At 69.7% G+C, this 26,979-nt stretch carries 18 protein-coding genes and 5 pseudogenes; 12 read left to right on the top strand and 11 right to left on the bottom strand.

Going from position 1 to position 26,979, the window contains the following annotated elements:
* Positions 1-72: 72 nt before the first annotated feature.
* The 3 genes from nagZ to argS form a co-directional block, all read right to left on the bottom strand.
* Complete coding sequence (nagZ, locus tag ACZ1HC_RS07400) at positions 73-1,062, bottom strand: beta-N-acetylhexosaminidase (RefSeq protein ID WP_472699405.1); 990 nt, start codon at positions 1,060-1,062, stop codon at positions 73-75.
* Positions 1,062-2,192, bottom strand: coding sequence for an SPOR domain-containing protein (locus ACZ1HC_RS07395; protein ID WP_472699404.1), 1,131 nt, complete (start codon positions 2,190-2,192; stop codon positions 1,062-1,064). Before ACZ1HC_RS07395 ends, nagZ begins: the two co-directional genes overlap by 1 nt.
* 72 nt (positions 2,193-2,264) lie before the next feature.
* Entirely contained in the window at positions 2,265-4,007 is a 1,743-nt protein-coding gene (argS, locus tag ACZ1HC_RS07390) for an arginine--tRNA ligase (RefSeq protein ID WP_472699403.1), read from the bottom strand.
* A gap of 272 nt (positions 4,008-4,279) precedes the next feature.
* On the opposite strand from argS, the pseudogene ACZ1HC_RS07385 reads away from it, so the two are divergent.
* Positions 4,280-5,809 (top strand): annotated as a pseudogene (locus ACZ1HC_RS07385) (DEAD/DEAH box helicase); the annotation flags it as partial.
* A gap of 477 nt (positions 5,810-6,286) precedes the next feature.
* Entirely contained in the window at positions 6,287-7,750 is a 1,464-nt protein-coding gene (gene lnt, locus ACZ1HC_RS07380) for an apolipoprotein N-acyltransferase (protein ID WP_472699402.1), read from the top strand.
* A gap of 53 nt (positions 7,751-7,803) precedes the next feature.
* Here lnt and ACZ1HC_RS07375 read toward each other — a convergent pair whose 3' ends face one another.
* The gene (locus ACZ1HC_RS07375; protein WP_472699401.1) at positions 7,804-8,430 is read right to left on the bottom strand and encodes a DnaJ domain-containing protein; all 627 of its coding nucleotides are present in this window, start codon (positions 8,428-8,430) and stop codon (positions 7,804-7,806) included.
* A 67-nt stretch (positions 8,431-8,497) separates the two neighbouring features.
* On the opposite strand from ACZ1HC_RS07375, the pseudogene ACZ1HC_RS07370 reads away from it, so the two are divergent.
* The 5 genes and pseudogenes from ACZ1HC_RS07370 to ACZ1HC_RS07350 all read left to right on the top strand — a co-directional run bounded on the left by ACZ1HC_RS07370 (position 8,498) and on the right by ACZ1HC_RS07350 (position 14,137).
* Positions 8,498-8,748, top strand: a pseudogene (locus ACZ1HC_RS07370) (BolA family protein).
* A 77-nt stretch (positions 8,749-8,825) separates the two neighbouring features.
* Positions 8,826-9,791 carry a class II fructose-bisphosphatase gene (gene glpX, locus ACZ1HC_RS07365; protein ID WP_472699400.1) on the top strand — a complete coding sequence of 322 codons (966 nt, stop codon included), beginning with the start codon at positions 8,826-8,828 and terminating at the stop codon, positions 9,789-9,791.
* Between the two features lie 46 nt (positions 9,792-9,837).
* The gene (recJ, locus tag ACZ1HC_RS07360) at positions 9,838-11,574 is read left to right on the top strand and encodes a single-stranded-DNA-specific exonuclease RecJ (RefSeq protein ID WP_472699399.1); all 1,737 of its coding nucleotides are present in this window, start codon (positions 9,838-9,840) and stop codon (positions 11,572-11,574) included.
* Between the two features lie 62 nt (positions 11,575-11,636).
* The gene (locus ACZ1HC_RS07355; RefSeq protein ID WP_472699398.1) at positions 11,637-12,329 is read left to right on the top strand and encodes a metal-dependent hydrolase; all 693 of its coding nucleotides are present in this window, start codon (positions 11,637-11,639) and stop codon (positions 12,327-12,329) included.
* Positions 12,326-14,137, top strand: coding sequence for an aminopeptidase P family protein (locus ACZ1HC_RS07350; protein ID WP_472699397.1), 1,812 nt, complete (start codon positions 12,326-12,328; stop codon positions 14,135-14,137). The genes ACZ1HC_RS07355 and ACZ1HC_RS07350 overlap by 4 nt, the downstream gene beginning before the upstream one ends.
* Before the next feature lie 53 nt (positions 14,138-14,190).
* On the opposite strand, the pseudogene ACZ1HC_RS07345 reads toward ACZ1HC_RS07350, so the two are convergent.
* The 3 genes and pseudogenes from ACZ1HC_RS07345 to gltX form a co-directional block, all read right to left on the bottom strand.
* Positions 14,191-14,839, bottom strand: a pseudogene (locus tag ACZ1HC_RS07345) (SDR family NAD(P)-dependent oxidoreductase).
* A 91-nt stretch (positions 14,840-14,930) separates the two neighbouring features.
* Positions 14,931-16,223 carry a citrate synthase gene (gene gltA, locus ACZ1HC_RS07340; RefSeq protein ID WP_472699396.1) on the bottom strand — a complete coding sequence of 431 codons (1,293 nt, stop codon included), beginning with the start codon at positions 16,221-16,223 and terminating at the stop codon, positions 14,931-14,933.
* Between the two features lie 89 nt (positions 16,224-16,312).
* On the bottom strand, positions 16,313-17,707 hold the full coding sequence (gltX, locus tag ACZ1HC_RS07335; protein ID WP_472699395.1) for a glutamate--tRNA ligase: 1,395 nt from the start codon (positions 17,705-17,707) through the stop codon (positions 16,313-16,315).
* Between the two features lie 97 nt (positions 17,708-17,804).
* On the opposite strand from gltX, the gene ACZ1HC_RS07330 reads away from it, so the two are divergent.
* Positions 17,805-19,970, top strand: coding sequence for a ComEC/Rec2 family competence protein (locus tag ACZ1HC_RS07330; RefSeq protein WP_472699394.1), 2,166 nt, complete (start codon positions 17,805-17,807; stop codon positions 19,968-19,970).
* A gap of 8 nt (positions 19,971-19,978) precedes the next feature.
* Here ACZ1HC_RS07330 and ACZ1HC_RS07325 read toward each other — a convergent pair.
* The 3 genes and pseudogenes from ACZ1HC_RS07325 to smpB form a co-directional block, all read right to left on the bottom strand.
* A pseudogene (locus ACZ1HC_RS07325) lies at positions 19,979-21,161 on the bottom strand (amino acid aminotransferase).
* The gene (gene sseA / locus ACZ1HC_RS07320; protein WP_472699393.1) at positions 21,162-22,016 is read right to left on the bottom strand and encodes a 3-mercaptopyruvate sulfurtransferase; all 855 of its coding nucleotides are present in this window, start codon (positions 22,014-22,016) and stop codon (positions 21,162-21,164) included. It lies immediately after the preceding pseudogene.
* 60 nt (positions 22,017-22,076) lie between these two features.
* Positions 22,077-22,547, bottom strand: a complete 471-nt coding sequence (gene smpB, locus ACZ1HC_RS07315) for an SsrA-binding protein SmpB (RefSeq protein ID WP_472699392.1) — start codon at positions 22,545-22,547, stop codon at positions 22,077-22,079.
* A gap of 62 nt (positions 22,548-22,609) precedes the next feature.
* Between smpB and ACZ1HC_RS07310 the strand changes: the two genes are divergently transcribed.
* From ACZ1HC_RS07310 to ACZ1HC_RS07295, 4 genes and pseudogenes are all read left to right on the top strand, one after another.
* Positions 22,610-23,053: an ion channel gene (locus ACZ1HC_RS07310; RefSeq protein ID WP_472699391.1), complete on the top strand. Its 444-nt coding sequence runs from the start codon at positions 22,610-22,612 to the stop codon at positions 23,051-23,053.
* Positions 23,050-24,038: pseudogene (locus ACZ1HC_RS07305) on the top strand (P1 family peptidase). Before ACZ1HC_RS07310 ends, ACZ1HC_RS07305 begins: the two are co-directional and overlap by 4 nt.
* Positions 24,039-24,251: 213 nt before the next feature.
* Positions 24,252-25,724, top strand: coding sequence for an NAD-dependent succinate-semialdehyde dehydrogenase (locus ACZ1HC_RS07300; protein WP_472699390.1), 1,473 nt, complete (start codon positions 24,252-24,254; stop codon positions 25,722-25,724).
* 114 nt (positions 25,725-25,838) lie between these two features.
* Entirely contained in the window at positions 25,839-26,096 is a 258-nt protein-coding gene (locus ACZ1HC_RS07295; protein ID WP_472699389.1) for a GlsB/YeaQ/YmgE family stress response membrane protein, read from the top strand.
* Positions 26,097-26,171: 75 nt separating this feature from the next.
* Here ACZ1HC_RS07295 and ACZ1HC_RS07290 read toward each other — a convergent pair whose 3' ends face one another.
* Entirely contained in the window at positions 26,172-26,918 is a 747-nt protein-coding gene (locus tag ACZ1HC_RS07290) for a DUF1013 domain-containing protein (RefSeq protein WP_472699388.1), read from the bottom strand.
* Between the last annotated feature and the right edge of the window lie 61 nt (positions 26,919-26,979).

Genomic DNA, 26,979 nt, shown 5'->3' with positions numbered 1-26,979 from the left:
CGTGCCCAAGTCAAGCAGGCCCGCGCCCGTCCCTTCGGGACTTCCCAAGGATATTTGCAGACGCAAGACAGGTCAGGCGGTGGCGGCCGTCAGGTCGCGCCATTCGGCCATCAGGGCAGCGGGATCCAGATCCTGCGGCGCCCGGCGCCGGGCCAGGGCCGCGTCCGCGCGGCGCTGCGCCGCGGCCGACATCGGCCCGGCGGCGGCCACCACGGGTTCCATCTCAGCGATGGTGCCGTTGCAATGCAGGACCAGGTCGCAGCCCGCGGCGATCGAGGCCGCCGCCCTTTCGGCCTGCGATCCCGACAGCGCGTTCATGGTGATGTCGTCGGTCATCAAGAGCCCGTCGAAGCCGATGCGGTCGCGGATCAGGCCGATCATCGTCGGGGATGCGGTGGCGGGCCTGTCATCCAGGGCGGTGAAGCGGATATGCGCCGTCATGCCCATCGGCAGGTCGCGCAGCGACCGGAACGGGGCGAAGTCCAGCGCGTCAAGGTCGTCCGCCGAGGCCGAGACCTCGGGCAGGTGGTGGTGGCTGTCGGCCACCGCGCGGCCGTGGCCCGGCATGTGCTTCATCACCGGCAGGATCCCGGCCGCCAGCAGGCCGTCTGCGGCGGCCCGGCCCAGCAGGGCGACGGTTTCGGGATCGGTCCCAAGGCAGCGGTTTCGCAGGAAGGGATGGGTGCCGGCCTGGGCCACGTCCAGGGTCGGCGCGCAGTTGCTGTCGATGCCGACCGCCCGCAGTTCCCGGCCGATCAGGTGATAGCGCAGCCACATCGCGCGCGGCCCCGCCGCGGCCTGGTCCAGGGGCGCCGGCCAGTCGGCCCAGTGCGGCCCCCGCAGCCGCTGCACGCGGCCGCCTTCCTGATCGACGGTGACGACGGCCTCGCGGCCCACGGCGTCGCGCAGGTCGCCCGTCAGGCGGCGCAACTGGTCGGGGCTTTCGACGTTGCGGCCGAACAGGATGAAGCCCCAGGGATCGGCCGCGCGGAAGAAATCCCGCTCGGCCGCGGTCAGGTCCGTCCCGGCGATGCCGCCCAGGATCGTGGCGTTGGCCGCCATCAGTTCAGGGCAAGGCAGTCGGTGCCCGCCGATTTCAGCGCGGCGCAGAACTGGCGCGCCTCGGACAGCGAATCGAAGCCCGCGACGCGCAGCCGCCAGAAGGTGCGGCCGTTCGATTCGTGCTGCTGGATCACCTGCTGCTTGCCGCCGAAGACGACATGCTTGTTCATCAGCCGGTTCCACTCGCTTGCAGCGATGTCGCTGCTGTCGAAGGCGCCAAGCTGGACCTGCGGGCCGCTGGCCGAGGAAACCGGAGCGGGCGCCGGAGCGGCCTGCTCGGCCGGACGCGCCTCGGGGGCGACGGGGCGGGCATCGGTGGCGGTGGTGCCGGCCGAGGCCAGGCGGGTGCTGCGGGGCCGCGGCGCGGGCCGGCTGGAGGCGGTCAGCACGCCCGGATTGGCTTCGGCCTGGGCCTGGGCCAGGGCTTGGGTGATCGCGGCGGACGGGGCGGGTGCGCCGGTCTCGTCGGTCAGCGCCTCGTTCACCGGGCCCTCCTTGGCGGGGGTGTCGATGATCGTGGCATCCTGCACGGCGCTGTCGGCCAGGGCCAGCCGCTGCGCCTCGGCCTGGGCTTCCGCCAGGGCACGGGCCTCGCTGTCGGACAGGGGCAGAACCGGCTCGCCGTCGAAGCTGAGCGGGCTTTCGGACACGACGGAAGGCTGGCGCGGCGCCGCGCCCAGCTGGCCCATGGCCACGTCCTCGTCGGAAAGGCCGGTCGGGGCGGGGGCGATGGCCACCTGCTGCGTCGGCTGGTGATCGACCCCCTCGGCCACGGTATTGACCGCATAGCCGGTGTAGTTGGTCAGTTCCCCGCCCGGATCCGCGGGGGTGGTGCGGGCGTCGCCGGTGATGGCGCGGATCACCGGCACCCCCGAGACGTCGCGGGACACAAGCTGCCAGCCCCAGACCATCAGCCCGACCATCAGCGCCACCGAGGCGACCGCGCCAAGGTAATGCGTCAGCCGGGCGAATCGGGCCGTCAGGCCGTCATTGCCGTCCGGGCCGGCGGCCGTCTGCCCGGCGCCGCGCCGGGGCTGGTCGTCCCAGCCGCCCTGGTCATAGGAAAACTCGCGCTTCACCTTGTGACGCGAGAACACGTAGCCGCCTTCGCGAAAATCCATCACTGCCATAGCCTGCCTGCCTGCCGGTTGATCCGGCCTGAACTTTGCTGCCCGTTCCGCCCGGCAGGGACGCCTTGTGATTCAGCGCATTTCCTTAGCCGGTGTGACACCAAGGATAGCGAGGCCACATGAAATAACAACGCCAACTGCACGCACCAGCGCGATTTTTGCTTGCGACGTGGCCGGATCGCCATCCTGCACGAAACGCAACGCCGCGTCGTCGTTGCCGCGATTCCACAGCGAATGCAGGTCGGAGGCGATGTCATACAGGAAAAACGCGACCCGGTGCGGCTCGTGGGCGCGGGCCGCATGTTCGACAAGGCGAGGCCATTCGGCAACTTTCCGCGCCAGATCCAGTTCCGCCGGATGCCGCAAAATCGACAGATCGGCGCCGGCCAAGGCCGAATCACTCACCTCGATGCCTGATTCGGTCGCCCGGCGCAGCACCGAATGGACCCGCGCGCTGGCATACTGGACATACCACACCGGGTTGTCCTTGGACTGTTCCAGCACCTTCGCGAAGTCGAAGTCCAGCGGCGCGTCGTTCTTGCGCGTCAGCATGATGAAGCGCGTCACGTCGGCGCCCGCTTCCTCGACCACGTCGCGCAGGGTGACAAAGGTGCCCGCGCGCTTGGACATCTTGAAGGGCTCGCCGTTCCTGAACAGCCTCACCAGCTGGATCAGCTTGATGTCCAGCGGCACGCGGCCGCCCGACAGCGCGGCGACCGCAGCCTGCATCCGCTTGACGTAGCCGCCGTGGTCGGCGCCGAAGACGTCGATCAGCGCGTCGAAGCCCCGGTCGATCTTGTCGAAGTGATAGGCGATGTCGGGCGCGAAATAGGTCCAGCCGCCGTCCGACTTCTGGATCGGGCGGTCCACGTCGTCGCCATGCGCGGTCGACCGGAACAGAAGCTGCTCGCGTTCCTCCCAATCCTCGGGCAGCTTGCCCTTGGGCGGCTCCAGCACACCGCGATAGATCAGGCCCAGAGACCGCAGCCGCTCGATCGCCGCCTCGATCTGGCCGGTCCCGTAGAGCGCCTTCTCGCTGGAATAGACGTCCATGCGCACGCCCAGCGCGGCCAGGTCGGCGCGGATCATCTCCATCATCGCGTCGGTCGCGAAGTCGCGCAGTTCGGCCAGCCAGTCGGACTCGGGGCGCTCCAGCAGGCTGGTACCGTATTTCGCCTTCAGCGCCTCGCCCACCGGGATCAGGTAGTCGCCGGGATAGAGCCCCTCGCGGATCTCGGGCTCGAGGCCGTTGGCCTCGCGATAGCGTTCATAGGCCGAGCGGGCCAGAACATCGACCTGCGCGCCGCCATCGTTGACATAGTATTCACGCGTCACCGCGTGGCCGGCGAAGGCCAGCAGGTTGGCCAGCGCGTCGCCGAAGACGGCGCCCCGCACATGGCCCACATGCATCGGCCCGGTGGGGTTCGCGCTGACGAATTCGACGTTGACCTTTTGCCCGCCGCCGATGTCCGATCGTCCGAAGCCCTCTCCCTCGCGGATGGCCGCGGCGACGACGCCCTGCCAGACGGCCGGCGACAGGCGCAGGTTCAGAAAGCCCGGTCCCGCCACCTCGGCCGCGGCGATGCGCGGGTCGGTCAGGCGGGCGGCCAGCCTCTCGGCGATCTCGCGCGGCTTCAGGGCGGCGGGCTTGGCCAGCACCATCGCGGCGTTGGTGGCCATGTCGCCGTGGGCCGGATCGCGCGGCGGTTCCACCGCGACAGCCGAAAAATCCAGGCCCGCCGGCAGTTCGCCCGCCTGCGTCATTTGCCCCAGCGCGGCCAGAACGACCCCGCGCAGTTCGGTGAATAGGTTCATCATCGCCTTCCTGACTGTCGCCCGCCGGTTACCGCCTGGGGCGGGGCCTGGTCAACACAAAGCCGGAAAACCGGCATTTTCCGCAAGGTTTTCGGGCCAAAACATTGACGTGGCGGCCCGGTTGCTCTACATCGCTGCAGGGTCCGCATCCGGCGGACCGACTGAAGGGGCGTGCAAATCTTGCGTCCCATTGCAGGCCGCAGCAGCCATCCGGGCGGCGCGGCGAATGGAACGCCACGCGCAACCGGCGCGCAAGCCTTGGAAAGCCCCGAATGACGAAGTTCTCTGACCTGAAGCTGGACCCCAATGTGCTGAAAGCCGTTGCCGAGGCCGGCTATGAAACCCCGACGCCGATCCAGGCGGGCGCCATCCCGCCCGCGCTGGAAGGACGCGACGTGCTGGGCATCGCGCAGACCGGCACCGGCAAGACCGCCAGCTTCGTGCTGCCGATGATCACCATGCTGGGCCGCGGCCGGGCGCGGGCGCGGATGCCGCGGTCGCTGGTGCTGTGCCCGACGCGCGAACTGGCCGCGCAGGTGGCCGAGAACTTCGATACCTATGCCAGGCACACCCGCCTGACCAAGGCGCTGCTGATCGGCGGCGTCAGCTTCGGCGAACAGGACAAGCTGATCGACCGCGGCGTGGACGTGCTGATCGCCACGCCCGGGCGTCTGCTGGACCATTTCGAACGCGGCAAGCTGCTGCTGACCGGCGTGCAGATCATGGTCGTGGACGAGGCCGACCGGATGCTGGACATGGGCTTCATCCCGGATATCGAGCGGATCTTCCAGCTGACGCCGTTCACCCGCCAGACGCTGTTCTTCAGCGCCACCATGGCGCCCGAGATCGAGCGCATCACCAACACCTTCCTGCACGCCCCCGAACGCATCGAGGTCGCCCGCCAGGCCACCACCAGCGAGACGATCACCCAGAAGCTGGTGGAACTGGCCCCCACCCGCCGCGACATGGCCGCCAAGCAGAAGCGCGACCTGCTGCGCGCCCTGATCGACGCCGAGGGCGAAGGGCTGAAGAACGCCATCATCTTCTGCAACCGCAAGACCGACGTGGACATCCTGGCCAAGTCGCTGGCCAAGCACGGCTACGACGCGGCCCCGATCCACGGCGACCTGGACCAGAGCCACCGCACCCGGACGCTGGAAAGCTTCCGCGAGGGCAAGCTCAAGTTCCTGATCGCTTCGGACGTGGCGGCGCGCGGGCTGGACATTCCGGCGGTCAGCCATGTCTTCAACTACGACCTGCCCAGCCATGCCGAGGATTACGTCCACCGCATCGGCCGCACCGGCCGCGCCGGGCGGCTGGGCAGCGCCTTCAGCATCGCCACCCCTTCGGATGAGAAATACTTGGCCGCCATCGAGAACCTTGTGAAGCAGACCCTGCCCCGCGCGCCGTTGCCGGAAGGCTTCACGCTGGTCGAAGGCGACCGCAGCGGCCCCGGGCGCGAGGAGCGCCGCAGCGGCGGCCGCGACAAGGGCCGCGGGCGCGACAAGCCCAGAGGCCGCGACGACGACCGCCGCGGCGCCCGCGAAGATCGCGAGGCCCCGCGCGAGGAAGCCCGCCGCGAACCCGCGCGCGAAGACCGGGCCGAGCGCCCTGGCCGCGAGGAGCGCAAGGAAGACCGCAGGGACGACCGGCGTGAGGATCGCCGCGACCCGCCGCGCGACCGCCGCAATCGCCGCGACGGCGATCGGGGTCCGGCCGTGATGGGCATGGGCGATCATGTGCCCGAGTTCATGCTGGTCGAACTTCGCCGGGCGCTGGCCTCGACATCGCAGGAAAGCGACGACCGGTCCCGCAAGGCCGCCGAGCCCGAGCGCGAGCGCGATCCTGCCGAGGCCCAGGCCGAGAAGCCCCGCCGTGGCCGCAACCGCCGCAAGAAGGGTGAAGCGCCGGCCTTGCCCGAGGCAGCAGCGGCCGAAGCCGATGCCGCCGCTGCGCCCGTGGAGGCCGGCGCCCCGCAGGACGCCCTGGCCCCGGAGCTGACTGCCCCCGGAACGGCTGGCCCGGATGATTCCGTCACCGAAGCCCCGGCCGCCGAAGGCCCGGCCATCGACGCCCCAGCCCCTGCGGCCGAGGATGCGCCCAAGCCCAAGCGCAGCCGCCGCAAGAAGGCCGAGCCCGCGGCCGAAGCCGCGCCGGCAGAGGCGGCCGAAGCCGAGGCGGCGCCAAAGCCCAGGCGAAGCCGCCGCAAGAAGGCCGACGAGGGCGCAGAACCGACCGCCCCCGCCGACAACGCCGACGCCGAGGCCTGATCGGCCCCCATGTCCGGCCCTGCGCTTCTGCGGCAGATCGGGATCCCGCTGGCGCTTGGCGTGATCGCGGCTCTTGGCCTTGCGCCCTTCGGGCTGTGGATCGCCACCCCCGTGGCGCTGGGCCTTCTGCTGCGGCTGGTGGCCGCTGGCGGGCCGGTCTTCCTGCCGGTGCTGGCGGCGGGCTTCGGCTGGTTCGCCCTGTCGATGTCCTGGATCGTCGAGCCCTTCCTGGTCGAGCCCGACATCTATGGCTGGATGGCCCCCTTCGCCCTGGTGCTGATGTCGCTTGGCGGGGCGCTGTTCTGGGCGATCCCCGCCGGCCTCGCCGCGCGGTGGACGCCCGCCGGCGCGCGCCGCGCCCTGGCCGTCGCGGCAGCCCTGGTGCTGTCGGACTGGCTGCGGGGCTGGATCTTCACCGGCCTGCCCTGGGCGCTGGTGGGCCATGTCTGGATCGACACGCCGCTGTCGCAGCTTGCGGCCTGGGCCGGCGCCATCGGCCTTGGCCTGCTGACCATGACGCTTGCCGTCCTGCCGGCGCTGACGCGCCCGCTGCCCGGCATCCTGGCTTCGCTGGCCCTGCTGGGCGGGCTTTGGGCGGCCGGCGCGGCGCGGCTTGCGCAGCCCCTGCCCCCCGATACCGCCACGGTCCTGCGCATCGTCCAGCCCGACGCCCGGCAGGACCTGAAATGGGATCCCGAATGGGCGGCGGTCTTCTATCGCCGTCTGCTGGATCTGTCGGCCGCGCCGGGGCGGCGCGATCTGGTGATCTGGCCGGAAACGGCTGTGAACTTCCTGCTCGAGGATGCGGCCCCGGCCCTGCCGGCCATGGCGCAGGCCGCGGGCGCCCCCCTGGTCATGGGCATCCAGCGGCGCGACGGCGGCCGCTTCTACAACAGCCTCGTGACGCTGAACACCGACGGAACCCTCGGTGCCGTCTATGACAAGTTCCACCTGGTGCCCTTCGGCGAATACATTCCCTGGGGCGACGCGCTGGCGCGGGTCGGCATCACCGCCTTTGCGGCCCAGCAGGGCAACGGCTATTCCGCAGGTCCCGGCCCCAGGATCATGTCCGCGCCCGGCGTCGCTGACTTCCAGCCGCTGATCTGCTATGAGGCGGTCTTTTCCCGGCACCTGCGCGGGCTTGGGGATCGGCCCGGCTGGCTGCTGCAGGCCACGAACGATGCCTGGTTCGGGCAGTTTTCAGGGCCCTACCAGCACCTGGCCCAGGCGCGGCTGCGCGCGATCGAATCCGGCCTGCCGCTGATCCGCGCGGCCAATACCGGCGTCAGCGCCGTGATCGATCCGCAGGGCCGGATCCGCCAGTCGCTGGGCCTGGGCGTCGCGGGCAAGATCGACGCGGCGTTGCCGGCCGCGCTGCCCCCGACGCCCTGGATGCGCTGGGGAGACGGCCCCGCCGTCCTTCTGGCGATCCTTGCGCTCGGCGCGGCCGTGATCCGCCGCAGGACCGCCTGAGCGCTTCTTCTTTGCACAAATACCCACGCGCCGCGGCAGCCCGCGCAGCGCCCTCAGTCCTTGATGAACCGGCTGTCCTTGACCTGATCCCAGGCCCAGACCACCTCGGCCAGCCGATCCTCGTCCGACCGGTCGCCGCCGTTCATGTCGGGATGCAGGTCCTTGACCAGCGACTTGTACTGCTTGCGGATCTCGGCGCGGGTCCAGCTGTCCTTGGCCTCGAGGATGTCCAGCGCCTTGCGCTCGGTCGGGGGCAGCTTGCGGCTGGCCTTGGCGCGGGCCTCGGGGGCGGTGCCGTTGGCGCCCAGGATCTCCAGCGGGTCGCTGACGCCGTGGCGGGCCCACTTGTCCTCGTGCGCGGCCCGGCCGAAGGGCTTGGTCGGGCGTTCCCAGACGGTGGCGTTGTCGATGAACTGCTGGAACTCCTCCTCGGACTGCCCCTGGAAATAGTTCCAGTTGGCGTTGTATTCGCGGACATGGTCCTTGCAGAACCAGAAATAGTCGTCCAGATGCCGGGGGTTCTTGGGTGCGCGATACTGCCCCGGCTGATCGCAGCCCTGCTTGTCGCAGACGCGGGTCGAGGTTTCGAAGGCGCCCGACATCCCGCGACGGCCCTTGTTCTTGCGCTTCTTGTCCTTGGCGGCCGAAATGTCGAAGCCGAAGGGGTCGTTACTGCTCATCCTGGGCACCTTTGCGACTCGGAGGCGGCAGTTTAGAGGTTCTGACGCGACATGAAAGGTCCGACGAATGATTGCCGATGAAATGCGCGACAGGCTGGCCGCGCTGAATCCCAGCCGGCTCGAGGTCATCGACGAAAGCGAAAGCCATCGCGGCCATGCGGGATACCGCGAGGGGGGCAGACGCATTTCCGCATCCGCATGGCCAGCCCCGCCTTCGCCGGCCTTGGCCGCGTGCAGCGGCACCGCCTGGTCCACCAGACCCTAGGCGACATCGTGCCCCGCATCCACGCCCTGGCACTGGATCTGGCCGAGGCATGAGGCGTTAGCGCCGACAGTCTTGCCCCCGCGCAGGCCGCCGCGTAAGACCGGCCTGCCTGCGTCAACGAGGAATGGACATGACCGCGCCCAGGGATTTCAACGACCGGATGCTTTCGCTGGGCCTGGCCCGCGTCAGCGAGGCTGCTGCCCATGCCTCGGCCCGGCTGATCGGGCGCGGCGACGAGAAGGCCGCCGACCAGGCCGCCGTGAACGCCATGCGCGACCAGCTGAACATGCTGGACATCAAGGGCGTCGTGGTGATCGGCGAGGGCGAGCGCGACGAGGCGCCGATGCTGTATATCGGCGAGGAGGTCGGCACCGGAGACGGCCCCGAGGTGGACATCGCGCTGGACCCGCTGGAGGGCACCACGCTGACCGCCAAGGACATGCCCAACGCGCTGACCGTGATCGCCATGGCCCCGCGCGGCACGCTGCTGCACGCGCCCGACGTGTACATGGAAAAGCTGGCCATCGGGCCGGGCTATCCGACCGACGTCGTCAGCCTGGCCATGTCGCCCTCGGAACGGGTGCGCGCCCTGGCCCGCGCCCGCGGAGTCGAGGCCGCCGACATCACCGTGTGCATCCTGGAACGGCCGCGCCACGAGGATCTGGTGGCAGAGGTCCGCTCGACCGGCGCGGCGATCCGGCTGATCACCGACGGCGACGTGGCGGGCGTGATCCACTGCGCCGAGGCGGAACTGACCGGCATCGACATGTACATGGGATCGGGCGGCGCGCCCGAGGGGGTCCTGGCGGCCTCGGCGCTCAAGTGCATGGGCGGCCAGATGTGGGGCAAGCTGCTGTTTCGCAACGACGACGAACGCGGCCGCGCGCGCAAGGCCGGGATCACCGACCTGGACCGCATCTATTCGCGCGACGAACTGGTGACAGGCGACGTGATCTTCGCCGCGACCGGGGTCACCAACGGCTCGATCGTGGCGGGCGTGAAGCGAGAGCCGAACTACCTGCAGACCGAGACGATCCTGATGCGGTCCAAGACCGGCTCGGTGCGCCGCATGATCTATCGCAACCCGATCAGGTAGCGGCGAAGGCCGACCGGGGCATCTGCACAAGGAAGAAGGGGGCGCCGTGACGTTTCTGGGAATCGAGCAGTCGCTGACGAATCGGCGATGGGTCGGCCCGGACGGGGCGGCGGATCGCTTGGCCCAGGGGCTGGCGCAGCGCACGGGCCTGCCCCTGCCCGTGGCGCGCGTCCTGGCCGAACAGGGGGTCGAGCCCGACGGGGCGGAGGGCTTCCTGACGCCCCGGCTGCGCGACCTGCTGCCCGATCCGCTGTCGCTGGCCGACATGGGAAGGGCCGCCGAACGGCTGGTCGCCGCCGCAACCGGCGGCGAACGCATCGCCATCTTTGCCGATTACGATGTCGATGGCGGCGCATCGGCGGCACTGCTGCTGGACTGGCTGCACGGTCAGGGGCGGGACGCGACGCTCTATGTCCCCGACCGCATCGACGAGGGCTATGGCCCCAACGCGCCCGCCATGGCGGCGCTTGCGGCGGAACACGATCTGATCGTCTGCGTGGATTGCGGCACGCTGAGCCACGAGGCCCTGGCCGCCGCCGCAGGCACCGACGTCATCGTTCTGGACCATCACCTGGGCGGCGACACCCTGCCGCCCGCGCTTGCGGTGGTCAACCCCAACCGCGCGGACGAGGACGGGACGCTGGGCCATCTCTGCGCGGCGGGGGTGGTGTTTCTGACGCTGGTCCAGGCGGGCCGGGTGCTGCGCGCCCAGGGCCGCCCCGAGCCCGACCTGATGGCGATGCTGGATCTGGTGGCCCTGGCGACGGTGGCCGACGTGGCGCCGCTGGTGGGCGTGAACCGGGCCTTCGTGCGCCAGGGCCTGGCGATCATGGGCCGCCGCCGCCGTCCCGGCCTTGTCGCCCTGTCCGACGTGGCCCGCCTCGACGGGCCGCCCGGCGCCTTCCACCTGGGCTTCCTGCTGGGCCCGCGCATCAATGCCGGCGGCAGGGTCGGGCGCGCCGATCTGGGCGCGCTGTGCCTGTCCTGCCGCGACCCCCGCGAAGCCGGCCGCCTTGCCGCCGAACTGGACCTGCTGAACCGCGACCGCCGCGCCATCGAGGCCGCCGTCCGCGATCAGGCCCTGGCCCAGGTCGAGGCGCGGGCCTGCGCGCGCCTGTCATGGGCTGCGGGGACCGGCTGGCATCCCGGCGTCGTCGGCATCGTCGCCGCGCGGGTGAAAGAGGCGACCGACCTGCCCTCGGTCGTGATCGGGATCGAGGGCGGCATCGGCAAGGGCAGCGCCCGGTCGGTCCCCGGCGTCGATCTGGGCCGCGCGATCCACCGCCTTGCGGATGAGGGTCTGCTGATGAAAGGCGGCGGGCACAGCATGGCCGCCGGGCTGACGGTGGCCGAGGAGATGATCCCGGCCGCCATGGCGCGGCTTGCGGACCTGATCGCCCCGGATCTCGCCCAGCGGACCGGGGCGCGCGACCTGCGGATTTCGGGCCTGATGGAATGCGCGGCCGCCACGCCGCGGATCTATCGCCAGCTCGAGGACGCGGGCCCCTATGGCCAGGCGGCCCCCGCGCCGCGCTTCGCCTTTGCCGACCAGTTGATCGACAGCGCCGCGACAATGGGCGACGGCCATCTGCGCCTGTCCTTCCGCAGCGCCGGCGGACCGGTGCTGGAGGCCGTGGCCTGGGGCGCGATGAAGGGTCCGCTGGGACCGGCGCTGATCGGCGCGCGGGGACGGCGCTTCCATCTGGCGGGCAGGCTGGATCTGTCCACCTGGGGCGGGCGCGAACGCCTGCGCCTGCGGCTCGAGGATGCCGCGCCGGTGTGATCGCGTCTGGTCAGCGCCCCGGGGCGAAGCTAACCTGACCGCCACACTGGCAGGAGAACGAGATGAAACTGACCTGGCTTGGACATTCCGGCTTTCGCCTCGAGATCGAGAACGCGGTGATCCTGATCGACCCCTGGATCTCGGGCAATCCGGTCTTTCCCGAAGATCAGCGCGACAAGGCCATTCAGGGCGCGACCCATGTCCTTCTGACCCATGGTCATGGCGATCACTCGGGCGACGCCCTGGCCATCGCCAAGGAACTGAGGATCCCCGTCGTCGGCATCTACGACCTGATCGGGAACTGGACCACCCACCACGACATCGAAGGCATGGGCTTCAACAAGGGCGGCACGGTCGATCTGGGCGGCGCCAAGGTCACGATGGTCAACGCCTCTCATTCCAGTTCCATTCAGGGGCCGGACGGGCCGGTCTATGCCGGCCACGAATCGGGCTACATGATCGCGGGCGAAGGGCACGTGATCTATCTGTCGGGCGACACCGACATCATGGCCGACATGGCCTGGATGGGCGAATATCACCAGCCCGACATCGGCATCCTCTGCGCGGGCGGCCACTTCACCATGGACATGAAGCGCGCGGCCTGGGCGGCGCGCAAGTATTTCGATTTCAAGACGGTGATCCCCTGCCACTACAAGACCTTCCCGCTGCTGGAACAGTCGGCTGGGGCGCTGACCGAGGGGCTTCCGGGCGTGCGGGTGATCGAACCCGAGGTGATGGGGACGATCGACCTGTGAGCCTCCAGTCCTTCGAGGATCCGGCCGCGGGGGCCGATCACCCCGCGCGGCTGGCGCAACTGCGCGCGCAACTGGCGGCCGAGGGGCTGGACGGCTTCATTGTCCCCCGCGCCGATGCCCACCAGGGCGAATACGTGGCCGATGCCGATGCGCGGCTGGCCTGGCTGACCGGGTTCACCGGCAGCGCAGGCTTTGCCATCGTCACGCCCGCCCGGGCCGGCCTCTTCATCGACGGCCGCTATCGCGTGCAGGTCAAGGCGCAGGTGGATCTCGGGCATTTCACGCCGGTCCCCTGGCCGGACACCAGGCCCTCGGACTGGCTGCGCGAGGCGCTTCCCGCGGGCGGCCGCCTGGGCTTCGACCCCTGGCTGCACACCCGCCAGGAAATCGAGACGCTGGAAAAGGCGCTTGCCGACAGCGGCATCGGCCTGATCGCGGTGGATCGCAACCCGCTGGACCGGGTCTGGACGGACCGTCCCGCGCCGCCGGTGGGCCGGGCGCGCGCCCATGACGATGCCCTGGCCGGCGAAACCTCGGCCCAGAAGCGTGACCGGCTGGCGGCGCAACTGCGCCAGGACGGCCAGGCGGCGGCGCTGCTGACGCTGCCCGATTCGATCTCGTGGCTGCTGAACATCCGCGGCAGCGACGTGCCCAAGAACCCGATCGTGCAGTCCTTCGCGGTCCTGTCCGACGACGGCCAGGTGGCGCTGTTCGCCGACCCCGCCAAGTTCGACGACGCCCTGCGCAGGCATCTGGGCAACCAGGTCGCGATCCTCCACCCCGAGGGACTGGCCGCCGCCCTGCTGGATCTGGAAGGCCCGGTGCGCATCGACCCCGCCACGGCCCCCGAAGCCGCGTTCCGCCTGCTGGAAAGCGCGAACACCCAGATCGCCCGGGCGCCCGATCCGGCGATCCTGCCCAAGGCCCGCAAGAACGCCGCCGAACTGGACGGGATGCGGGCGGCCCATCTGCGCGACGGGCTGGCGATGGTGCGGCTGCTGGCCTGGCTGGACGGGCAGGATCCCGCGGCCCTGACCGAGATCGACGTGGTCGAGACGCTGGAATCCCTGCGCCGCGACGCCGGCATCATCGACATCAGCTTCGACACGATCTGCGGCGCCGGTCCGAACGCGGCCCTTCCCCATTACCGCGTCACCCGCGCCACCAACCGCCGCCTGGCGCGGAACGCGGTGCTGCTGATCGATTCGGGCGGGCAATACCACGATGGCACCACCGACATCACCCGCACGGTGCCGCTGGGCGATCCGCCGCCCGATGCCGTGGCCCCCTATACCGCCGTCCTTCGCGGCATGATCGCCCTCAGCCGGGCGCGCTTTCCCCAGGGCGTGGCCGGGGCGCATCTGGACGCGCTGGCGCGCCAGCACCTGTGGGCCCAAGGCCTCGACTATGACCACGGCACCGGCCACGGCGTCGGCGCGGCGCTCTGCGTCCACGAAGGCCCGGTGCGCATCAGCCGGATCAGCACCCTTCCCCTGGAAGAAGGCATGATCCTGTCCAACGAACCGGGCTACTACCGCGAAGGCGCCTTCGGCATCCGCATCGAGAACCTGATCGCCGTCACCCGCGCCGAAGCGAAAACCGGCCGCAGCCTGCTGGGGTTCGAGACGCTGACCCTGTGCCCGATCGACACCCGCCTGCTGGACCGCGCCGCGCTGTCACGGGACGAGATCGCCTGGCTGGACGCCTATCACGCCCGGGTGCGCGAGGCGCTGTCGCCGCACCTGGACGCAACGACCCGCGCCTGGCTGGATCAGGCGACCCGGCCGCTCGGCCCATCTTCTGTGTGAAAATATCCTCGGGGGGCCCGGGGGCGAAGCGCCCCCGGCCGCCGCGGGACGCCCTACAACGCGTCCAGGATGCGCGCGGCCTCGTCCCGGCAGGACGTCAGCGCGCCGCGATCCTCGCCGGGGAAGAACCGTGCCCGAACCGCGGTGGGCATGGGCGCGGGCCGGGCGATGACCACGCGCGGGCCGATGGACGCGGTCTCGGCCTGCCAGCTGCGGGCAAGCGCGATCTGGCCCGCCTTGGTCGCGCCATAGGCGCCGAAGAACTTCTCCCCCGCGCGGATCGTCGAAGAACATCGCGGTGCCCTGCCGCGCGCGCAGTAGCGGCTCCAGCAGGGCGATCAGGCCGCGCGTCACGTCCATGTTGACCAGCACCGATTTCGCCCAGTCCTTGCCGTCCACATGCGGCGCGGGCGCCAGGGGCGCGGCATGGATGGCACAATGCGCCCACAGATCCAGCCCGCCCCAGCGGCCCAGCACGGCCTCGGCCAGTTGCTGCATGGCGGCGGCCTCGGCCACGTCCATGGGCGCCAGCGTGGCGCTGCCACCGGCGCGGCGGATGCGGTCGTCCAGTTCCTCGAGGCCGCCGACGCTGCGCGCCACCGCCAGGACGTGATAGCCCCGCCTGGCCAGATCCTCGGCCAAGGCCGCGCCAAGCCCGCGCGAGGCACCCGTCACCAATGCGATTTTCCGTGTCTCTGTCATGGCCGACCTGTTGCCACCGGCCCCGCCGCTCTGCAAGACCCACCATGCAAAAGGGGCCCCCGAAGGGGCCCCGTTGCGATCCTCCGGGGGATCAGCGAGAGGCGAGATCCACGTAGTCGCGCTTGTCCGAACCGACATAGAGCTGGCGCGGCCGGCCGATCTTGTTCTGCGGATCGGCGATCATTTCCTTCCACTGCGCGATCCAGCCCACCGTCCGCGACAGCGCGAAGATCGGCGTGAACATCGAGGTCGGGAAACCCATCGCCTCGAGGATGATGCCCGAATAGAAATCGACGTTCGGATACAGCTTCTTGGAGACGAAATACTCGTCCTCGAGCGCGATCTTCTCGAGCTCCTTGGCGACCTGCAGCGTCGGGTTGTCATGCACCCCCAGCAGATCCAGAACCTCGTCTGCGGATTCCTTCATCACCTTGGCGCGCGGGTCGAAGTTCTTGTAGACCCGGTGGCCGAAGCCCATCAGGCGGAAGGGATCGTCCTTGTCCTTGGCGCGGGCGATGTATTCCGGGATGCGGTCCACCGTGCCGATCTCGCGCAGCATCTCCAGGCAGGCCTGGTTGGCGCCGCCATGCGCCGGACCCCACAGGCAGGCGATGCCCGCCGCGATGCAGGCGAAGGGATTGGCCCCCGACGATCCCGCCAGGCGCACGGTCGAGGTCGAGGCGTTCTGTTCGTGATCCGCGTGCAGCGTGAAGATGCGGTCCATGGCGCGGGCCAGGGCGGGATCGACGTGGTATTTCTCGGCCGGAACCGAAAAGCACATGTGCAGGAAGTTGGTGGCGTAATCCAGTTCGTTCTGCGGATAGACGAAGGGCTGCCCGATCGAATACTTGTAGGCCATGGCGGCGATCGTCGGCACCTTGGCGATCAGACGGATCGCCGCGACCTCGCGCTGCCAGGGATCGTTGATGTCGGTGGAATCGTGATAGAAGGCCGACATCGCGCCGATCACGCCCACCATCGTCGCCATCGGATGCGCGTCGCGGCGGAAGCCGCGGAAGAAGTTGTGCATCTGCTCGTGGACCATCGTGTGACGGGTCACGCGACGCTCGAAATCCTCCATCTGCCCGGCGGTGGGCAGTTCGCCGTAGAGCAACAGGTAGCAGACCTCCAGGTAATGCGACCTGGCGGCCAGCTGCTCGATCGGATAGCCGCGATACCACAGCTCGCCCTTGTCACCGTCGATGAAGGTGATGGTGGAATCGCAGCTTGCGGTCGAGGTGAAGCCGGGGTCGTAGGTGAACACGTCCGCCTGCCCGTACAGCTTGCGGATGTCCAGAACATCCGGTCCCCGCGTGGGATGAAGGATCGGCAGCTCGTATTCGGCGTCGTTGATCCTGAGAGTGGCGTTCTTCGCGTCGGCCATCCAAAGCGTCCTTTCCGGCTGGGCCGGGCCGACCCTTGCGTTCGCGGGGCGACTGCGCGCGGGGCGGCCCTGGCAAGTGAGGGCAGGCCCTAGCCTGCCGAATCCGTCTGGTCTTGCAGCCGGGCCAACGATTCCTCGCGGCCTAGCGCCGTCATCATGTCGAACACACTGGGGGTCGCCGTCCGGCCAGCCAGGGCGGCGCGCAACGGCGCCGCCAGTTTGCCCAACCCGACGCCGTTTTCCTCGGCAACCCGCTTGGCCGCCTGCTCCAGTTCGTCTCGGGTCCAGCTAGCATGCTGCACCGCGGCAGTCAATCTTGCCAGCATACCACGGGATACCGTATCCAGAGACTTTGCGGCTTTTTCGTCCAGATCCACCGGCCGCTCGATCAGCGCGAAGCGGGCCTGTTCCAGCAGTTGCGGCAGGGTTTTGGCCTTTTCCTTCAGCGCCGGAAGGGCAGGCAGAAGCCGTTCCCTCTGGCGCGGCGTCAGGGGGGCCGCGCCGGTTTCGGTCAGGAACTGGTCCAGGGCGGCCATCAGATCGGCGTCGGGCATGGTGCCGATATGGTGGCCGCTGACGTGTTCCAGCTTCCTGAAATCCAGCCGGGCGGGGGCGCGGTTGATCCCGGACAGGTCGAACCAGTCGCGGGCCTGGGCGTCGTCGAACAGCTCGTCGTCGCCGTGGCTCCAGCCCAGGCGGGCCAGATAGTTGCGCATCGCCGCCGGAGGATAGCCAAGCGCCGCGAATTCGTGCAGGCCCACCGCACCGTGCCGTTTGGACAGCTTCTTGCCGTCCTCGCCGTGGATCAGGGGGATATGGGCGAAGACCGGGCGCGGCCAGCCCATCGCGTCGAAGATCTGCACCTGCCGGAAGGCATTGGTCAGGTGGTCGTCGCCGCGGATCACATGGGTCACGCCCATGTCGTGATCGTCCACCACCACCGCCAGCATGTAGGTGGGCGTGCCGTCCGACCGCAGCAGGATCATGTCGTCAAGCTGGTCGTTGCCCACGCGGACGGTGCCCTGCACCGCGTCGTCGATCACCGTCTCGCCGGTGCGGGGCGCGCGCAGGCGGATGGCATGGGGCGCGTCCGGCAGGTCCGTGGCGTCGCGCCAGGGGCTCTGGAACGGCTGGCGGGGGTTGGCCTCGCGCCATGCGGCGATCTCCTCGGGGGTCGAGAAGCACCTGTAGGCAGTCCCCTCGGCCAGCATCCGGCGGGCGACTTCGGCGTGGCGGTCGCGGCGCGCGAACTGGCTGATCGGCTCGCCGTCCCAGTCCAGTCCCAGCCAGGTCAGGCCCTTGAGGATCGCGGCGGTCGCCTCGGGGGTGGACCGGGCGCGGTCGGTATCTTCGATGCGCAGCAGGAACCGGCCGCCGCGGCCGCGCGCGTAAAGCCAGTTGAACAGCGCCGTGCGCGCCCCGCCGATATGCAGATACCCCGTGGGCGACGGGGCAAAGCGGGTGACGACCGGCGTATCGGGCATGGCGGCTTCCTGGATCGGGGCGGGCATTAACGCTTTGGTAAGCAGTCGATGCCAGTGTTCGGCGAAGGAATAGAGAAGCCGGCGCAAAAGGACAAGAATGGCCGCCCAGGGCGACATCACGGCACTTCCGGGCTTTTCCGCCGCGCGCGCGGCCCCGCGTCACGCGACGCTGCGGCCCGCCCGGATGGCGGCCACGCTGCGCGCCGGGCTGTTTGCCTGGGTGCCGGTGTGCCTGGCGGTCGGGATCACGCTGTGGTTCGCGCTGCCCGCGGCGCCCGGCCCCGGGCTGTGGTTCGCCCTTGGCCTGGCGGCGGCGGCGGCCCTGGCCGCTGGGCGGCTGGCGGTCCCCTGGGCCGAGCGGGGGCGCATCGGCTGGCAGGCGGCGGACGCCCTGCGGATCGGGTCGGCTGCGGCCCTGCTGGTCGCTGCGGGCTTCGGGCTGATCGGCCTGCGGTCGGCCCTGGTCGCGGCGCCCGTCATGGAATGGCGCTACTACGGCCCGGTCGAGGGGCGGCTGGTCGAGATCGACCGTTCCGCCCGCGACCGGATCCGGCTGACGCTGGACCGGGTGGTGCTGCGCGACACTGCCCCCGGCCGCACGCCCGGGAAGGTGCGGCTGTCGCTGATGGACCAGACCGATCCGCTGCCCCCCTTGGGCCAGCGGGTGATGCTGACCGGCCATCTGGGACCGCCCCCTGCTCCGGCATCACCGGGCAGCTTCGATTTCCGCTGGCTTGCCTGGTTCGAGGGGCTGGGCGCGGTGGGCTATACCCGCACGCCGATCCTGACCGTCGAACCGGCCGAGGGCGGGCTTTGGGCCATGCACCGGGCGCGCATGGCCATCAGCCGGGCGATCCAGGACGGCATCGGCGGGCAGGAAGGCGCGGTGGCCTCGGCCCTGATGACGGGCGACCGCTCGGGGATCGAGGAGGCCACGAACGAGGTCATGCGGGCCTCGAACCTCTACCACATCATCTCGATCTCGGGCCTGCACATGTCGATGCTGGCGGGCTTCGTCTACACCGCCCTGCGCATGGCCCTGGTGCTGGCGCAGGGCCTGGGCGCGCCCCTGCCCCAGGCCGTCCACAAGATCGCGGCGCTTGGCGCGCTGCTGGCCTCGGCGGCCTATCTGTGGCTGTCGGGCGGCGGGGTCGCGACGGAACGCGCCTTCGTCATGGTCGCGGTGATGCTGCTGGCGGTGATGGCCGACCGGCGCGCCATCTCGCTGCGCACCATCGCCCTGGCGGCGACCGTCATCCTGATCTATTCCCCCGAAGCCGTGACCCATCCCGGCTTCCAGATGAGCTTCGCGGCCACCGTCGCGCTGATCCTGTCCTATGGCCCGTGGTCGCGCCTTTCGCCGCACCTGCCCTTCTGGCTGCGGCCGGTGGCGATGCTGATCGTGTCCTCGCTGGTGGCCTCCATCGCCACCTCGCCCCTGGCGGCGGCGCATTTCAACCGCATGGCGCAGTACGGATTGCTGGCCAACCTGCTGGTGGTGCCCGTGATGGGCGCCCTGGTGATGCCCGCGGGCGTCATCGGCGCGCTGCTGGCGCCGGTCGGGCTGGAGGGACCGGCGCTGTGGGTCATGGGCCTGGGCACCGGCTGGATGCTGCGGGTGGCCGACTGGGTGGCCGGTCTGGGAGGCGCGGTCGTGGCGCTGCCCCTGCCGCCGGCGCCGGTGATCCCGCTGATGTGCTTCGGCGCGACCCTGGCGGTGCTGTGCTGGCGCCAGGGCCTGACTGCGCGCAGGCCCGGCCTGATGGGCGGCGGGTTCCTGGCCGGTCTGGTGATGCTGGCGGCCTCGGCCGCGATCTGGCTGACCGCCAGCCGGCCCCTGCTGCTGATCGCCCCCGAGGGCGAGGCCGTGGGGCTGATGACCCCCGCAGGCAGGGCCGTCTCCCGGCCGACGGGCGGGGCCTTCATCGTCGAGACCTGGCTGCAGGAAGACGGCGAGGTCGTCAGCCAGCAGCAATCGGCCGCCCGTCCCGCATGGCAGGGCGACGAGCGCGACCGCATGGCCGCCCTGCCGCAGGGTTGGCAGGTCTGGCACTTCACCGGCAAGGGCGCGGAAGCGCGCGCGCCCGCTGCCTGCAAGCCGCGCCGGATCGTGGTCGTCGCAGCCAAGATCGAGGACGCGGACTGGCCCTGCCTGATGCTGGATCTGGTGCGGCTGAGAAGAACCGGCGCCGTCACGGTCGAGTTCGACGGCAACGGCCCGGTCCTGCGGGGGGTCAACCAGATGCTGCGCAGCCCCGGCTAGGCCTTGCGTCAGATCCCGGCCTCGACGATCGCGCGCGCCAGAACCGGCACGGTATGGCGGTTCAGCCCGGCGATGTTCAGCCGCGAATCGCCCACCATGTAGATCGCCGCGTCCGATTTCAGCGCCGCGACCTGTTCCGGCGTCGCCCCCAGCCGAGAGAACATGCCGCGATGCCGGCCGATGAAGTCGAAGCGGTCGCTGCCCGACAGCGCCCGCAGCTCGGACGCCAGCTGCGCGCGCAGGCCCAGCATGGTGTTGCGCACCTCCTCCAGTTCCGCGGCCCAGTCGGCGCGCAGGGCGTCATCCGACAGGATGGTGCTGACGATCCGCGCCCCGTGATCGGGCGGGAAGGAATAGGTCTGCCGGTTCAGGAAGGCCATCGCGCCCTGCGCCAGATCGCGCGCGGCGGCGTTTTCGGTCAGGGCGAACAGGATGCCGGTGCGTTCGCGGTAGATGCCGAAGTTCTTGCTGCAGGAGGCCGCGATCAGCACCTCGGGCAGGCGCTGCGCGATCATGCGGGTGGCGGCCGCGTCTTCCTCGAGCCCGTCGCCGAAGCCCTGATAGGCCAGGTCGATCAGCGGGATCGCGCCGGATTTCCCCAGGATCGCCGCAACCTCGTCCCACTGGTCCGAGGTCAGGTTCGCGCCGGTCGGGTTGTGGCAGCAGCCGTGCAGCAGCACGATGTCGCCCCTGCCGGCCCGGGCGATGTCCGCCTTCATCGCCTCGAAGTCCACGCCGCGCGTCGCCGCGTCGAAATAGCGATACTCGACGAAGGGCAGGCCCATGAAGCGCATGATCGACAGGTGGTTGGGCCAGGTCGGGTCCGACACGTGGACCGTCACCCCCGGATTGGCAAGCCGCGCCAGTTCCAGCGCCTGCCGGATCGCGCCGGTGCCGCCCACCGTCGCCAGCGAGGCAAGCCGATCCGACGGCACGTCCTTCAGCACCATGCGCGCCATGGCGTCGCGGTATTCGGGTTCGCCCGCCAGACCGGTATAGGCCTTGGTCGTCTGCGTTTCCCAGATCTCGCCGTTCGGCCGCCTTGACCGCCCGCATGACCGGCGTCACCCCCTGCGGGTCCTTGTAGACGCCGACCCCCAGGTCGATCTTGCCCTGCCGGGTATCGGCCTTGAACTCCTCGATCAGCTTGAGGATCGAGTCGGGGGCTTGGGGGCGAAGGTTGGACAGCATTCAGGCGTCTCCGGTTGCGATGGGCAGATCCGGGAAGCTGCCCCATTCGGTCCAGCTTCCGTCGTAGAGCGAGTGGTTGCGGTGCCCGATCCGTTCCAGCGCCAGGGACAGCACCGCCGCGGTGATGCCGCTGCCGCAGCTGGTTATGACCGGCCTTTTCAGATCGACGCCCGCGGCCTCGAACTCGGCGCGCAGGGCGTCGGGGGCCTTCATCGTGCCGTCCGCGTTCAGCAACCGCCCGAAGGGGACGTTGCGCGCGCCCGGGATGTGGCCGGACCGCAGGCCGGGGCGCGGCTCGGGGGTGTCGCCGCGGAAGCGGCCGGGGGCGCGGGCATCGACGATCTGGTGGTCGCCCAGCTTGCTGGCCAGCGCGACCTGCGTCACGTCGCGCACCAGCCCCGCCTGGCGCTGCACGGTGATGTGGCGGTCGCGCAGGATCGGGGCCATGTCCTCGACCGGGCGGCCCTCGGCCTGCCACTTGGCGAAGCCGCCGTCCAGGACCGCGACATCGGTCTTGCCCATCAGGCGGAAGGTCCACCAGACCCGCGCGGCGCTGCGCACGTCGGAATTGTCGTAGATCACCACCTGATGCCCGTCGCCCACGCCCATCGCGCGCATCCGGGAAATGAACATCTCGACCGGCGGGGCCATGTGCGGCAGGGCGCTGCGGGTGTCGCTGATCGCGTCGATGTCGAAGAAGCGGGCGCCGGGGATGTGGCCGGCATCGTATTCGGCCCGCGCGTCGCGGCCCGTGGCGGGCATGTGCCAGCTTGCATCCAGGATGCGCAGGTCGGGATCGTTCAGATGCCTGGCCAGCCAGTCCGTCGAGACCAGCGTTTTCGGATCGTCCGTCATGGGCCCCCTCCGCCTTGGTGCGGGCCTGATCTACAGGGGGCGGTTGCCCCTTGCAATGGCCTACCCCTGCTTCAGCAGGCGCTGCTTCTGGCGGTTCCAGTCGCGCTTGGCGCTGGTCTCGCGCTTGTCGGCCAGCTTCTTGCCCTTGGCCACGCCGATCTTCAGCTTCACCATGCCGCGGTGGTTGAAATACATCACCAGCGGCACCAGGGTCATGCCCTCGCGGCCCACGGCCTGCCACAGCCGCGCCAGTTCCTTGCGGTTGACCAGCAGCTTGCGCCTGCGCCGTTCCTCGTGGCCGAAGACCCCGGCCTGCTTGTAGGCAGCGATATAGCCGTTGATGAGCCACAATTCGCCATCCTCGACCGAGGCATAGCTTTCGGCGATGTTCGATTGGCCGGTGCGCAGCGACTTGACCTCGGATCCGGTCAGAACGATGCCAACCTCGAGGTCGCTTTCGATGAAGTAATCGAAGCGCGCCCTGCGGTTTTCGGCGATGATCTTGTAGTTGCTGTCGGGATCGGCTGCCATGGTGTAGTCAGATAGGGCCGGGCCTGCGCTCTGTAAAGACGCGCGCCCGCAAGGAGGATGCGATGCTGGGACAGATCCTGTTCGGGTCGGGGCTGATGCTGGGCAGTCTGGTGATCGCCAGCCTGTGCTTCGGCCTGCTGGAGTGGACCTATGCGCGCTGGGCAGGGTGGCTTGTCCGGGCGCCGCACCGGCCCAAGCTGATCCTGGTGGTGATGATCTCCAGCCTGGCGGTGCTGGCCATGGTCACCATGTCCGTCTGGTTGTGGGCGGTCGCCTTTCACCTGCTGCGGGTCTTCGCGGATTTCGAGGAGGCGATGTATTTCACGCTGGTGACCTTCACCACGCTTGGATACGGCGATGTGCTGATGCCGCAGCGATGGCGCATCCTAGGGGGACTGGCGGCCGCAAACGGCCTGATGAACTTCGGCCTGATGACGGCCCTGATGGTCGAGTCGTTGCGCCACATCCGCGTCCGCCAGATCGCCTTCACGAATGACCGCGCATGAGACCGGGGCCGCTGAATCTGATCACCGACATCGCCGGGCTGCGGGTCGGCAACGCCGCCGATCCGCGCCTGAAATCGGGCGTCACCGTGCTGACCGCGGACCGGCCCTTCACGGCGGCCGTTCATGTGATGGGGGTGCGCCGGGAACGCGCGAAACCGACCTGCTGGCGCCGGACAAGCTGGTGTCCCAGGTCGATGCGCTGGTCCTGTCGGGCGGGTCGGCCTTCGGGCTGGCGGCCTGCGACGGGGTGATGGCGGGGCTGCACGCCGCGGGCCGCGGCTTTGCGGTGGGCGCTGCCCGCGTGCCGATCGTGCCGGGGGCGATCGCCTTCGATCTGCTGAACGGCGGTGACAAGCGATGGTCAGGCAATCCCTATCCGGCGCTTGGCCGCGAAGCCCTTGCCGGGGCGGCGGCGGGCTTCGACATCGGCACGGCGGGCGCGGGAACCGGGGCCAGCACAGGGAACCTGAAGGGCGGGCTGGGCTCGGCCTCGGCGCGGCTGTCGAACGGGGCGACGGTGGGTGCGCTTGTGGTGGTCAATGCGCTGGGACAGGCGACCATCGGAAACACGCGGCAGTTCTGGGCCGCGCCCTGGGAACTGGACGATGAATTCGGCGGCCTTGGCCTGCCGGCCATCTTTCCCGCCGCGCAGGAGCCTGCCCCGGCCAAGCGCATGGGCGAGGCCACGACCATCGCCATCGTCGCGACCGACGCGGCGCTGGACAAGGCCGGGCTGCATCGGCTGGCGACCGCCGCCCATGACGGCATGGCCCGGGCGCTGGTGCCCAGCCACACGCCCTTCGACGGCGATCTGGTCTTCGCCATATCGACCGGGGCGCGGCGGCTGGGCGATCCGCTGGCCGACCCCTTCCTGCTGGGCCATGCCGCGGCATCCTGCCTGGCGCGGGCGATTGCGCGCGGCGTCCACTCGGCCAAGCCGGCCCCAGGTGACCTGCAGCCCTGCTGGAGCAGCCTCGCCCCATGAAAAAGGCGGTGCGCGACCGGCGCACCGCCCCATCAGAGAGAGGGTCGCCAAGAGGGAAGGCTTAGCGATGCCCTTCCAACGCAGCCGCGTGCCTCAGGTTTCACGATTTCGCCTTATGCACGACTTTTTTCCGAGGCCGGGTCCCGCGCGGCCATGCTTTGACATCCCCCGCCCCCCATGCTGATCTTGGGCCCGAACAGCACGGAGCCAGCCATGACCAAGCATTCCACCGATCTCAAGACCCTTCTGCGCGATCCCTCGCTGCTGGAAACGCGCGCCTTCGTCGCCGGCGAATGGGTCGAGGCGCGCGACGGCGCCACCTTCGACGTGATGAACCCCGCCCGCGGCGACGTGATCGCCCGGGTCGCCGACATGGACCGCCAGGACGCTGCCCGCGCCATCGACGCCGCGGCCCAGGCCATGAAGGACTGGGCCGCCCGCACCGCCAAGGACCGCGCCCAGGTGATGCGCCGCTGGTTCGACCTGATGATGCAGAACCAGGACGACCTGGCCCGGATCCTCACCGCCGAGATGGGCAAGCCCTTCCCCGAGGCCAAGGGCGAGATCGCCTATGGCGCCAGCTTCATCGAGTGGTTCGGCGAGGAAGCCAAGCGCGTCTATGGCGAGACGATCCCCGGCCATCTGCCCGACAAGCGCCTGACGGTGATCCGCCAGCCGATCGGGGTCGTGGGATCGATCACGCCCTGGAACTTTCCCAACGCCATGATCGCCCGCAAGGTCGCGCCTGCCCTGGCCGTGGGCTGCGGCTTCGTGGCCCGCCCGGCGGCCGAAACGCCGCTGTCGGCGCTGGCGATGGCGGTTCTGGGCGAACGCGCGGGCCTGCCCAAGGGCATCCTGTCGATCGTCACCTCGTCGCGCAGCAGCGACATCGGCAAGGAGTTCTGCGAGAACCCGCTGGTCAGGAAGCTGACCTTCACGGGCAGCACCGAGGTGGGGCGCATCCTGCTGCGCCAGGCCGCCGACCAGGTGATGAAGTGCAGCATGGAACTGGGCGGCAACGCGCCCTTCATCGTCTTCGACGACGCCGACCTGGACGCGGCGGTCGAAGGGGCGATGGCCTCGAAGTTCCGCAACAACGGCCAGACCTGCGTCTGCGCCAACCGCATCTATGTCCAGTCCGGGGTCTATGACGCCTTCGCCCAGAAGCTGGCGGCGGCGGTGGACAAGCTGCGCGTCGGCGACGGCCTGGACGAGGGCGTGACCACCGGCCCCCTCATCAACAAGGACGCCGTCGAGAAGGTCGAGGAGCATATCCGCGACGTGCTGGACGGCGGCGGCCAGGTCGTCACCGGCGGCGAGCGCATCGAGGGGCTGTTCTTCAAGCCCACGGTCGTCACCGGCGTCACCGAGCGGATGAAGGTCGCGACCGAGGAAACCTTCGGCCCCCTGGCCCCCCTGTTCCGCTTCGACACCGAGGAGGAAGCGATCGCCAAGGCCAACGACACGATCTTCGGGCTGGCGTCCTACTTCTATGCCCGCGACATCGGCCGCATCACCCGCGTGCAGGAGGCCCTGGAATACGGCATCGTCGGCGTGAACACCGGAATCATCTCGACCGAGGTGGCGCCCTTCGGCGGGGTCAAGCAGTCCGGCCTGGGCCGCGAGGGCAGCCGCCACGGCATCGAGGACTATCTGGAGATGAAATACATCTGCCTGTCGGTGTGACGGATCACGGCGATCAGGGCCCGGCGCGGGAACAGAAACGGGCTGTCGCGCATTGACAGGCGAAGACCTTGCCCGCCTGGTTCCGGCAGGGCGATTTGGGAAAAGGGGAAGTGCATGGAAGGCTTTGGCTGGATTATGTCGATCATCCTCGGCGCGATCGCCGGGTGGATCGCCGAGAAGATCATGAAGACCGACACCGGGCTGTTGATGAACATCATCGTCGGCATCATCGGCGCGCTGATCGGTAACTTCCTGTTCGACTTGCTGCTGGGTTCCAGCGGGGAAGGCAGCGTCATCGGCCAGCTGATCGTCGCCGTCATCGGCGCCTGCATCCTGATCTGGATCGTGCGCATGGTGCGCGGCCGCGCCTGAGCCGGGCGCAGGACACGACAAAAAGGCCGGTGCGGCGATCCGCACCGGCCTTTTTCATGGGACGGGGCCGGAGGATCAGCGGCCCTCGTCTTCCTCGTCGTCGTCCCGGTCGGGCAGGTTGAAGAAGCTGTCGGCATCCAGGTCGGGCTCGGCCTTTTTCGGCTCGGGCCGGGTCAGGGAAAAGTTTTCCAGGCCCGCCATGGACGAGGGCAGGCGCGGCTCGTCGCCCATCGCCAGCGAGGTTTCGGTGCTGACCAGCTTGCGGCGCTCGTCGTCGGTCATCACCTCGCCATTGGCGGCGGCCTTCTTGGCGGCCTTCTGGACCGCGGCATCCAGTTCGGTCTGGCGGCACAGGCCCAGGGCAACCGGGTCGATCGGCTGCATGTTCTGGATGTTCCAGTGGGTGCGTTCGCGGATCGAGGCGATGGTCGGCTTGGTGGTGCCGACCAGCTTGGCGATGGCCGCGTCGGGAAGCTCGGGGTGGAACTTTACCAGCCACAGGATAGCGTTCGGACGATCCTGGCGCTTGGACAAGGGGGTGTAGCGGGGCCCGCGACGCTTCTCCTCGCCTTCGGCGGCGGGATTGTGCTTCAGGCGCAGCCTGTAGCTGGGGCTGGCCTCGCCCTTGCGGATCTCCTCGGGGTCAAGCTGGTGCGAAGCCACCGGGTCATAGCCCTTGACGCCCGCGGCCACGTCGCCGTCGGCGATGCCCTGGACCTCGAGTTCGTGCAGACCGCAGAAATCGCCGATCTGCTTGAAGCTCAGCGTGGTATTGTCCACCAGCCAGACGGCGGTCGCCTTGGCCATCAGCGGCTTGCTCATGTCGATCTCCTTCGCATGTCTGCCCCGAACAGCGGGTCTCAGGCCGGAAAAACGGCTTTGG

It is taken from the genome of Paracoccus sp. BR5-17 (genome assembly GCF_055693925.1).
This window is presented reverse-complemented; position numbering and strand designations above follow the sequence as displayed.